Source organism: Variovorax sp. EBFNA2 (genome assembly GCF_033802765.1).
Lineage (GTDB): Bacteria > Pseudomonadota > Gammaproteobacteria > Burkholderiales > Burkholderiaceae_C > Variovorax > Variovorax paradoxus_H.
On record NZ_CP138496.1, the window covers coordinates 3,720,269 to 3,732,144 of the forward strand.

The following is an 11,876-nucleotide window of genomic DNA, read 5'->3' on the forward strand; positions in this document are numbered from 1 at the left end:
GTCGAACCCCACAGGGGGCTACACGCCCAGGTCAGCGCGAGCGCGCGCTGCGTCCTCCTTCAGCTGCGCGCGCATCGCCTTCGGCGCTGTGTCCGCGATCCGCTCATCCTTCGACTTCCGCATCTCGCGCACGCGCCGCATCACGTCGGGGATGCGCACCTGCATCGGCTGCTCAGGGTTCTTCTCGTTCCACGTTGCGACCTGGTCGCGCGCGGCCTGCACCTTCTTCGCGTCGCCCTCGAAGATGCCCTGCGCCCACAGCGCGCGAATCTCCTGGGCGCGCAGGTTGTAGAAGGCCTTCGCCCCCTGGCTGATGCGATTCGCCTCCTGGATGGTGGCCACACTGCCCGGCTGGAAGCCGATGCCTTTCATCGCCGCTTCCAGCGCGCCGGTGTCGAGCACCTTGTAACCCTTGGCGTCGCGATACATGCCGGTGGCCGCCATGTCGGCGCCCTTCGCGGCATTACGCACCGCCGCCGGTGACATCTCCAGCACGCCGGCGCCCACGTCACCGGTGAGCACGCTGCGGCCGCCGGAAAGAATGCGGCTGGCGAAGTCGCCGGCCGGGCCCGCGATCTCGAGCACATCGCGCGCGTGGCTGGTCTTCTCCAGCAGCAGCCCGGTGCCGGGAATCAGGTTGCCCATGCCCAGGCGGCCCGACACGTCGAGCGGCGCGCCCGGCAGGCCGCTCACGCCCTTGTCGATGAACTGCGCGATACCGCGCGGCAGCATGCTCTCCAGGAACTCTTGCCGAGCCTTCTTCGATGAGAAGTTGTAGCCCATCATCTGCGCCAGGCCGTCCGCCGCATCCTCCAGGTCTTCAGCGAACGGAAGGCCACCGGCGCCGCCCATCAGCATCAGCATGCCCAGCGCCAACAGCGCCGCGCGCTTGCCCTCGGGCCCGCCCTGCGTGTACATGCGGTGCAGCAGCTCCAGGTAGGCGACCGAATAGGTCTTGAAGGTCATCAGCGTGCCGCCGACGGCGCCGCGGCCCCACTCCATCTTGTTGGCCTTCGAGTACAGGAACTGCGTCTCGGTGATGGCCTGGCGCGCGAACCCAGCAGGATCGGCAATGCCCTGCGCCTTCGCGGTGCGGTAGGCCGCGATGAAGGTGATGCGGCGGTTCAGCTGCTCGGCCGCACCGAACACCTTGCCCCACGCCAGCGACACGCGCGACAGCGCGTTCTGGCCCAGCGCGCGCAGGTCACCGGCCTGGGTTCCATCACCGGAGCGCAGCGTGCCCGCGCCACGCGCCTGCGCCATGAGCTGGTGCACCTCCTGCGGCGCCACGACGCCCTCGGCCTCGGCGCGCTTCAGCGCCGCGGCAAGGTCGGGTTCGAAGTTCTTGCCACGCGCTGCCAGATCCTTCGCAGCCCGCCCAATCTGCGCGGCCGCCGCCTTCGCGCCGCCGTACTGGCTCAACCAGGGGAACGTCACCTGCACGGGCTGCAGCGCATTCACCAGCGCCGATGCAATCGAGCCGCCCAGGTACTGCGCGAACAACAGACCGCGCACCGCCTGCGCTTCTTCCTGCGGGTTCTTCACATACTCGGCCAAGCGCACCGCGGCGTCCTTCAGCTCGCCCTGCGCCTTCGGGATTGCGGTCACGGCCTCGCCGAGGTCGCCCATGTGCAGGCCGGCGGCGGTCTGCCGCGCGTTGCTGTAGACGAACGTCGCCAGCACGCGGCCCACGTCTTCGCTGAAGCCGGCGATGCCCTTGCGGTGGATCAGCCGGCGCATGGCGCTGCGGTTGGTCTTCGTGAGGCGCAGGTAGTCCTGGAAGGCCTTGTCCTGCGCGCTGTCGCCGGTGGAGTCGAGGCCGAGGGCATTGCCGAACAGCTCCAGCGTCTCCGGCGTCACACCGGCGAACATCTTGAAGGCCTCCTCCGACAGCGTGCCCTGGCTGACGCCGGCTTCGCCGAACTCCTCGCGCATGCGCGCCGCCATCGTGTTGGCTTCGCGCGCAGTCTCGAACAGGCCGAAGTACTGGCGCTCGCCGGCGGCGTTCACTGCATCGACGGTGAAGCGCCCGAAGCGCGACAGCGGCGCATATCCGCGGGCCTGAAGGTCGCGAACCTTGTCCGCGCGGTCGATGATGCCGTTGGCGGTGTTCAGCAGCAGGGTCGCGCGGTCGGGCTGGTCGCCCGCCAGCTGCACCAGGTGGTCGCGGATCAGCACCGCGGCCGTCTGCGCATCCGGCGCATCCATCACCATGCCGCGCAGGCCCTTGGCGTCGTCGCCTGCGTAGCGCAGCATGTCGGCGCGCGCCATCGTGTCCAGGCTGCGGTCGGTGGCATCGCGGAACTCGCGGTAGAGCTCCACCTGGCCATCGTTGAGGTTGAACATGGAGCGCAGCTCGGCATCGCTCCAGACCACGCCCGGCTGCAGCATGCGCGACTCGAAGCGCGTGCCCACTGCCTTCTCGTAGGACTCCAGAGGCATGCCCTGCCACGCCTTCAGCATGCGCTCGTCGAGATGGCCATTGCGCAGCAGGCGCTGCGCCTTCTGCTCGGCCGTCAGGCCGGCGGCTGCATCGATCAAGCTCTGCACCTGCACGGCCTTGCCCTGTTCGTCGCGGGCCCATGTCAGCGTGCCCTCAAACACCGGCTTGGCGACAGCCTTGTTGTCTGCCGCGGCCACGGGCGACTTCTTGATGTCGCGCCACGTCTCGAGCTTCGGCAGCAGCTTCGGTGCCAGCTCCGCAGCGTCGTTGGCGAAGAAGCTCACGTCGTCCACGAAGCCCTGGGCGGCCTCGAACACCGGTTTGAAGGCGGGCGAGCGTTCGGCGAGGTTGTACATGGTGCCCACGGTCTTGTGCCACCAGGAAAGCGTGCCCGGCGCGCTGAAGGTCTTGTTCAGCTCGGCCGTGGCCGTCCGGGCATACCCCGCCACCTTCGAACGGCTGAACATGATGTCGGCGTCATCGGCCTCTGCGAAGGTCGATGCTTGGCGCTGCGGCGTTGCGTCATCCTTCGCGCGACTAAAGCTCGGTCCGGCGTCCGGCGCGTCCGTTCCGGCGCCACGCTCAACGAACTGGCGCGCCGGCAGGATGAAGTTGCGGACGATCTCGTCGTCGGTCAAGCGCAGCCCACGGAAGCCCGGCACGTGCTCGCGCAGCCAGGCGCGGATCGCTGCCACCGCGCGCCGCACGAAGTGCAGCTCGGGCGTGCGCTGCGCCATTTCGGCAAGCACCTCCTCGGCCGCCGCGCGTCGATCCAACTTGTTCACGCCGCGCAGGCCGTATTCCTTGATCTTGGCGTCGACCTCCGCGCGTCGCATCGTCGCGATCTGGTTGAGCACGCCGTCGAGTTGCTTGCCGAACTGGCCGCGCAGCCCGTGGTGGCCCAGCACCTCGTGATAGAGCACGCGGGCGGCGTCTTCGGCGCTCGGCAGGCGCGACGCCATCAGGTAGGCCTTGCCGCGGTAGTAGAAGCCCTCCGGCGCGCCGCGTGCGCCGCCGCTGCGCTGCTTCAGGTCAGCGCGCCGCGCAGCGGCCGGCACCACAGGATCGCCCATGTCGAACGCGACCACGACGTCAGGCCCATTGCCCCAAGCCGCACGAATGGCGTCCACGGTCTTCTGCACGCCGGTGACTGCCTGCATGCGGGCCTCCGGCGAATAGGACGGGCGACTGAGCGCACGCATTGCGTTCGCCACCGCAGGCGTCAGGCCTGCCAGGCCGTCGTCCGAACGGCGGAACAGTGCAACGTTCCCGCCCTCACCTTCCCGGGTCTGGATGACCTTCACGAGCCTGTCGAGTGCCTTGTTGATGGCGACACGCTCTGCGCCGTGCGGGAACGGGCGCTTGAAGCCCCACGGCGTCGGGATGGCGACGTTCTCGGGGCCGAAATTGAGGAACGGGCTCGCACCGCCGCGCTCCGCGATCCTGTCTTCGACGTAGCCCTGAAAGGCCCGCGCCGCCATCTCGTGCGGCGTGGTCCAGTAGTCGGTGCCGCGCCCCTGGTCCAGCTCCTTCGCGTCCATCACGAACTGGGTGGGCACCATGCGGGTCTTCTCGCTGCCCTGCTGCGCATCGGCCAGCATCTTGAGCCGGGCGCTGTACAGCTGCATGTCGACGCGCAGCTTGTCCAACGGGCCATTGCCGTCGGCGCCAAAGCCGTTGCGACCTCGCGTGGTCTTCATGATCGCGCTGACCTTCTCGAGCGCGTCGTTGGTCCAGCGCACGCCGGCCAGCACGCCACGGGACTTCGCAGTCTTCTCCCCGAGGCGCAGGTCGAGCGCGATGCCGTCGAGGATCTGCTGGGCCACCGTGTCGAACTCTGCAAGCTGCTCGGCCGTGGCCGGCTTGTTGTTTCGCTTGTAGTAGCGGGCATCGAGCGCCTGGGCAAGGCCCGTGCGGATATCCGCGAGCCGCTGCTGCACACCTTCGCGCGCCCGCGCCACGAAGCGGTCGGCATTCGCCGTGTCTTCCACGTAGTGCTCGGCCTTCTTGGCGATGGTTCGCATCAGGCCGTCGTAGGCTTCGCGCACCTCCGCACGCACACCTGAGCGCTCGCCGCGCAGGCCGCCGCTCGCTGCTTCGCCCTCGAACGCGGGTCCGACCTGCAGAGAGCGCGTGCCGTCCTTGTCCGTCACCCACTCGGTCGAGGACTTGCCGTCCTGGCGACCGAAATAGTGGTCCATGGCATGGAACCACTCGTGCGCGAGCGAGCCGGCGCCGTTCATCTTCGTCAGGTTGATGACCGCCTTCGCAGGCTCGTAGTGCGCGCGGGCGCCGCTCAGCCCGCTGCCCCGGGCGCCGAAGGCCAGGGCCAGCTCGCCGTCGAGGCTGATGGCCCGCGGCGGAATGCCCATGACCTCGGCCAGGTCCAGCAGGCCGTCGTAGGCATCGTTCAGCAGCTGCTGACGGTCGACCTGGTTGTTCCAGTTGCCGAACTCCACGCCACGGAAGCCGAAGGTGCCGCCGAAGTCACCGTCCTTCACGTCGCCGGTGCGGCGCTCGACGCCGACACGCTGCTCGCTGGATGGCCGCGGCAGGTCGGCCTCGCCGAAAGTGGTGTTGGTCTCGATGATGGCCTGAGCGTTCTCGGCCATGTAGCGCAGCGCAGCCTCGCGGCTCTCGAAGGCCTGCTCAACCACCTTCACGCGCTTGCGATCCGTCACGTCGCGCCAGATTTCGAACTTGCCATCGCGCGTGGGCACCGGTCGGTGCTTGAGGCTGACGGCCGCCAGCGGGATGGCCGCCTCGGCCGCCTCGCGCGTGGCGAAGTTGTCGCGCCCGACCTGTCGCGGCTGCTTCATAAAGTCCAGCGAGCGCTTGTCGCGAATGACCCAACGCCCCTCTTCGGCGGCGTTCCGGCTCTTGGCGATCTGCGAGACCTCGAATCGCCGAGCCCAGGCGGGCCGGTCGTCCTTCGGCGCGGCCGATGCGCGCGTTCCGGTCTTCTCGGCTCGATCCTTCCGGGCTCCGCCGATCTTCTCGCCGAAGTCCACGATCCGATCATCGCGCGGCGCAGTCTCACCCGAAGCCGGGGGCGCGTCGGATTGCGTCGGTCGGGTCGGGGCCTCACTCCCCTGAATCTGTGCCAATTCGGTCCGGTAGACGGCCACCGTGGTCGCGTTCGGGGCGGTCTGCCAGCCTTCCGGGGCCACCGGCTCATTGAACGCCACGCCGTCATACCCCATGTCCATCAGCCGCTTGCGAAACTCCTCCCCGGCAGCCTTGTCCGAATTCGCGGCACCGAAGAGGCGCTGCAGCTCGGCGGGTTGCCCGCCAGCGCGCATGTCGTAGATCCGGGCTTCCGGCGAAAGCCGCACGCGCAGGACAACACCGTCACTGTCGTACAGCGCCTCGCGCTGCTCCTCGGAAAGACTGGTGTCCTTGTTCGCCCTCTTCGCCACAGCATTGCGCGCGAAGAAGCGGGCATAGCCGGTGCGGTCGGACGTCAGGTAGACCGCGCGCCCTTGGTGGTCCTCGCCCGAACCCATCTTCCCGAGCCGGTCCGCGTCGAACCTCTCGAACGGCAGCGGTGTGCCGTGGTAGAGCTCACCGAACGACTCCCCGTTTTCAACAGGCTGGGGAACGGGCGCGGCGGCCGCCGGCACCGCCACCCGACCCGCCGGCCCCGTCTTCATTGCCCGCGGGTCAGGCTGCGTGCTGTGGGTGCGCGGGTCAGCATCGGGCACGTCCTCGAACGTCGCCGAGCCGGTCTTGCGTACCTCCTGCACGGTCACGCTCCACCGCCCCTCACCGTCGGCTGGCTGATAGCTGACGACTCGGTCGAAGCCGCCGTAGCCGCGCACCACGTTGCCAGGCGTGAAGTAGGTGGCGCGCGCCTCTTCGGCCTCACGCACGGCGCGCACAGCCTTCGTCTCGCGCTGCACCTTCGCCTTCTGCATCTTGGCCAGCACGCCGCGGGCTGGCTTGGCGACCGGTTGCAGGCTCGGCGACAACGCCTTCTTGAAGCGGCCCGCCGCCAGGCCGGCCTTGAATTCGTCCACCGACATCGCGGTGATGGGGCCCACCTTCCAGTCAGCGTCGTAGCTGCCCTTGTAGGCGGCCACGGCCTCGGCCTCGGTGTTGAACCCGAGCAGGGCCTTGGCCTCGTCGTAGGAGCCATCGGCGTTGAGCTGGTCCACCACGTAGACCGTCGACGCGGTGGCAGCGTGCGGGCCGACGAACACGTCGACGTGATCGCCGTCTGCGGCCTCGGTGCCCTTCACGTAGCCGTAGTGAGCGGCCATCGTGTTACTCCATTCGGTGCCGTCCGGCGACGTGCCGCTGCGCGTGCTGCCCTGCGGGTTCTCGATGCTGATGCGCAGGCCCTGTACGTCCGGGCCAGAGAGGTGGCCCAGCTTGTAGTTGCCGGCCTCCTTCTGCGCCTGCGTCGGTTCGGCCGTGTCGTTCCGTGGGCTCGTGGCGGCCTCGTGCGCCGCAGCGTCCACAGCGGCGGCGGGCGCGGCTTCCTCGCTCAGTGCAGGCTGGCGCTCGCTGCCGCGAGCTGCATCAGGTACAGCTTCGAGCACAGGGGAAACAGCTCCGCCGGTATCGGCGCCTCGCGCGGCAGCAGCTCCATCAGGCTGCGTGTCTCGTGCCGGCCGGCCTGCCGTGTCCGGCGCAGTACCAGCAGGGCTGCGTGCGCCGTCATCTGCCACCCGAACACCACGTGCGGCTGCAACATCTTCACCTCCTTGGGGTTGGGTTTGGACCTGCGCATCGCGCGCATCGATGGCCGCAACGATCTGCGGCGTGCGCAGGCCGTTGGGGTCGATGCCAAGCGACTTCGCGACCTTGCGCGCCTGCAGCGCGTTCGTGCGCCAGGCGCTCGGCCGCGCCGCCGCGTCATAAGGCACGGCGGCGCCCTGGGCCGGCGCAGGTGCCTCGCCCTTCGAAGCACCACGGCGCGCGCGGGCCTGTGCAACGCCTTCCTTCACAGTGGTGGGTGCAGGCGCGGGCGCAGGGGCAGCCACGGCGGGGGCCAGCGCGGCCAGCTCAGCCTGCACACGGTCACGCTCTGCGATGAGCCGGGCATCCCAGCCGGTGGTGCGGCCCTGCTGGTGCAAGAAGTCGAGACGCTCCTGCAGGTCGGCTGCGTGCGCTTCGACAAGCTGCTCGCGACCCGGTCGTTCAGCGGAGAAATCGAGGCCCACTTGCTCGGCATCGCCCTGCTCCTTCGCCACCTCAGCCGCCTGTTGCAACGCCGCCTCCTCGGCCAGCTGCTGCGACGCGCCGCTGTCCACCGCGACCACAGCCGCGGACGACAGCGGCCCGGCGGCCGGGTCCAGGCCCATGCGCTGCGAAGGCAGCAAGGGTGCGGCATCGGCCGCACCGATGGATTGAAGGATCTCGTCATCGGGACCGGTCACGGCACGCGACGCTTCGATCTCGGCCTGGCGCGCCGCCTCTTCGGCTGCGCGCTGCTGCGCCAGCACGGCCGCGCCGTCAGGGGGCGCAACTTGGGCCACGCTGGGCTCGCCGCGTTCCTGCTGGTTCAGCTCGTTGAGTCGGGTGATGGCGGTGCGGCGCGCATCCTCGGCGCCTGCGGTGTCGGGCGCTGGTGCAGGTGCAACCGCCTCGGGCGCCAAGCCCATCATGCGAGCGCGCTCTGCCGCACGCTGCTCCTCGGGAAGGCTTGCCAGATAGGCGTCGATCTCGGATTGCCGCCCCACCGTGCCGTCGGGGAAGCCCACCAGTGGGTCGGGTTCATTCGTGAGCAGCAGCGGTGCAGCGGCCGGCGCGGGCGCAGCGCCCCCATGCCCGCCGGTCAGCAGCGAAACGCCGCCGCCGGTGATGCCGCCCAGCGCAGCGCCCATGCCGGCCGCGGCTGCCACGCCCTTCGTCGGGTCGATGGTCGGATCGAACGGCACTGCCGCGCGCTGGCCCTCGTACTGCGTGATGCCTTCTTCGAACCCTTCCTGCACGGCTTCGATGGCTGCCGTCTTGCCTGCGCGCGCGAGTGCACCGCCGCCGAAGCCCTTGGCGCCGGCCACCAGGCGCTCTGCGCCGACCAGACTGCCGGCGGCGCCGACCACGGCCGGGATCACGCTGGCCTGCCGGCCCGCGGCCGTGGCCTGGTCATCGGTCGCGCCCGCCTTCGACGCGAGGTCGTAGGCCGTGCCGGCTGCATCGCCGCCGGCCATCGCGGCACCAGCAGCCGCACCACCAGCAAGGCCAGCGCGCTCCACTGCCTTCGCACCAGCACCGACAGCGCGCGCAGCCGCTCCGGCGCCCTTGATCGCCGCGCCGGGCCCGACGAACGAGCCCGCGGCCTGGGCCGCCGACAGCAGCGGGTTCTCCAGCACGTAGCCGCCGGCCGCCTTCAGCTCATCGCCGACACCGTCGGCGCCTTCCACGTCGTCGCGGAATTTCTTCTTCGACGCCTTGACCACATCGCTCTGCGATTCCTCGCCGGCCTTGATGATCTTGTCGTCGATGAACTTCGAGACGGCATTGCCGGGCTTCACGAAGTTGGCCGCGGCGGAGACGCCACCGGCCACCGCGTTGGCGGCCTCGATCACCGTGTCGTTCGCGACGGCAAGGGCACTGCGACTTGACGGCGGTTTGAGGTCCCCACTTTCCCAGTCCGTGGCAGAGGTGCTTGGCGGGCGGAGGTCGCCCTTTTCCCATTCGGTATCGCTCATCCCCCCAGTCTTCCGCCCGGGGCCTCAGGCGTCGAACCCTAGAGGGGGCAAATGCAAACGGCCCTCGCGGGCCGTTTCAAAGTCAGACGTGACGAGGGAAAAATGGAACGTGGCAGCTCAAGGTCGAATCACGATTTGGGGCTGAATGACTACGGCCGGGCGTTCCACAATCACCCCAGGCTGCGGCGCGGGATAGACAGGCTGCGCAGCATAGTAAGGACCATCGGATTGGCGCGAGCGCGATGAACCCCCTTTGCACTTTCGCTCTTCCTTGTATTCACCTTTCTCCCACTTCCGCTCAACCTTACAGCGGCCATCCCAGTACTCTTCTTTGTATTCACGGTCGCTGTGCCGACCTTTGCCGCGCCCGTGCCCACTTTCGTCCTTGTGCGGATCAGCCACGGCGGGAGCGACCAAACTGCCTGCGAACAGAGCAGCGAGGAAGAAATGACGATTGAGCTTCATGGTGGCTGCTTTCAAACTGTGAATTCTTCCCAGATCGTACTCACTAAGTTTTACGCCGTCGTCTGACTTGGCGAGTGAGCTTTGTAGGCCGAAGAGCAATTCTCCTCGCCGTGTATGCAAAACTGCCGCTCCAACCCCCTGTTACCCTTCGTTTCCACATGAAAGGGAGAGAGGAACAACGAGCGCTCCTTCACCCAATTCTCCGAAGTAGCCTACAAGGGCTCCCAAGTTTTCCCGCTCCATCGCGCGCTCTTCCCGGCGACGGTGGAGATCGTCCCCACAGGGCGTGTCGCGGGCGAGGCAAGCTCGGCAGGAGTTGCAGCACGTTGGCTACTACTGCCCTGCCCATCCACCCGCTGCACATCGCCCGTGGTCTTGTTGACCCGGTAGATGCTGCCCTCGGTTGAGCTGCCGTCCGCGTTCTTCGTCGTGGGAGTGACCTGCACGCTCCACTCCGGCGACGCCACCTTGCCCTGGGCCGCCAGCAAGGCCTGCTGCGCCTTCGCACGGTCGGCCGTCGACGCATTCGGGTCCAGCAGCGTGCGGCGCAGCGCGGCCTCATCCTGGGCCGCCGACACCTGCACATCGCGCAGCCGGTTTGCACCGGCCACCTCGTCGCGCCGGATCGAGTTGGTATCGGCTGCGCGGCGGTCCTCAGCGGCGATACGTTCACCCTGCATGCGCGCGGCGGCTGCTTCGCGCTGCGCGAGCGACTGGAAGCCCACGGCCGCGCGCTGCAGGCCGCCATCCTGGCGGACCTGCTCGATGTCAGCCGCCGCTCGCGCCTGCACCGGCACCGCTGCGGCTCGCACGGCACCCTCGTCGGCCTGGAAGCCACGGCGCGGCGACCAGGAACCGCGTGCGGCGGCCGTGCGCAGGTTCGCATCGTCGAAGAAGCGCTGGCGCGCGGCCTGCGCGTCGCCAGCCCCGTCGATGATGGTTGCACCGCCCTGAGGTAGCGTGGCGTTGGCGGCGCGGATCTCGGCGGCCTGCGCATTCGCATCCTCCGTCGACCCCAAGGCGTTGCGCCGCTGAGTGGGCGCGAAACCTTGCGTGCTCGCCGGCGAAACGTCGGCGACCGGTGCCGGCGCGGCAGTTGGGGTGGTGGCGACTGTCGCCGACGGCTCCTGGTCGAGCGGCTGCGGCGTCGCCATGCCAGGTGGTGCGAAACCGACCGGCGCGCGCTCGGACGCCGGTCCGGCGAACTGAGTGCTTCGCGGATCGGTCAGGTTGTTCATTCGCACAGGCGCGGTGGCCGCCGGCAGGTCGTTGGCCGGCTGGAAGCTCGAGGGGCCAGTGGCCACCACGCCGCGCCGCAGTGCCGCGTCGTTGGAATTCGTGCTGCGCGTGCTACTTGGCTTCGGGTAGACACCGAAGACTGCGCCACCGCCCTCTTCCTCTTTCACGGCTCCGCCATTCGCGAAGCCACGCGGCTGGTAGCCGAATCCGTCCTGCTCCGACGCACCCGGCAGGCCATCGGCAGGCGTCGCTGCTGCGCCGGGCGGCTGGAAGCCGCGACCAGCACCCGGCACCACAGGCACAGGCGCGCTGGGTGCGCGCGCGCTACGTGGCGCGAACCCCTGCGTGGCCGCCGTACCCGCCGTCGCTTGGTCGAAGAACTGCTGACGCTGCGCCGAGCTGTCGATGGCGCCAGGGCCAGCAGCGGCAGCGACTGGCGCTGGCGCGGTGCGCGGCGGAGGGAGCGTGACCGCGACAGTGCGAACGGTCGGCGCGGGCGCTGGTGCCGGCGGCGTCGAGTACGGGTCCACCACGCTCATGGTGCCACGCGGCGCGCCGCCATTGATCGAGGCCGGCCCTGAGACGTCGCCGCCGCTGTACGAGTTGCCAACGCGCGTCACGTCGCCGCCGTTGGCGAAGAACATGGGCGGCTCTGCGCCTCGTGGCTTGAACCCGCGCGCACCGCCGGCCGGGGCATGCGTGGCGCCCTTCATGGCGTCGAGCGCCTGAACGCCGACAGCATGCACCTGCTCGGGCGGCAGCTCGTACTCGCCATTGCTGACGCGCACCGGCACTGGCGCGCCCATGGTGGCCAGGTTTCCCTCGCCGAGTTGCGCGGTGGAGTCGGCCGGCATGATGTAGCTGCCCACCGGCACCGTCTTCTCGATGGAATCGGACGTGCCGGTACCGGACCCACGGATGGGCCCGCCGTTCGTCTTGGGCTCGGCCTTGCGTGCCGAGCGCGGTTGAAAGCCTTGCATGAGCTAACCTTTTTTGTGTCGCATCGCGTGATTCTTTATCTCGAAGAAAACAGACCAAAACCCCATAGGGGGGCGCGACGGATCACTCGT

At 69.0% G+C, this 11,876-nt stretch carries 3 protein-coding genes; all 3 read right to left on the bottom strand.

The genetic code is table 11. The features are described 5' to 3' along the window. Positions 1-18 precede the first annotated feature (18 nt). The 3 genes from RZE79_RS17570 to RZE79_RS17580 all read right to left on the bottom strand — a co-directional run bounded on the left by RZE79_RS17570 (position 19) and on the right by RZE79_RS17580 (position 11,786). The gene (locus RZE79_RS17570) at positions 19-9,102 is read right to left on the bottom strand and encodes a PLxRFG domain-containing protein (protein ID WP_319355611.1); all 9,084 of its coding nucleotides are present in this window, start codon (positions 9,100-9,102) and stop codon (positions 19-21) included. Between the two features lie 117 nt (positions 9,103-9,219). Next, entirely contained in the window at positions 9,220-9,567 is a 348-nt protein-coding gene (locus tag RZE79_RS17575; protein ID WP_319355612.1) for a hypothetical protein, read from the bottom strand. A 212-nt stretch (positions 9,568-9,779) separates the two neighbouring features. Next, the gene (locus RZE79_RS17580; RefSeq protein WP_319355613.1) at positions 9,780-11,786 is read right to left on the bottom strand and encodes a hypothetical protein; all 2,007 of its coding nucleotides are present in this window, start codon (positions 11,784-11,786) and stop codon (positions 9,780-9,782) included. Positions 11,787-11,876: the final 90 nt, after the last annotated feature.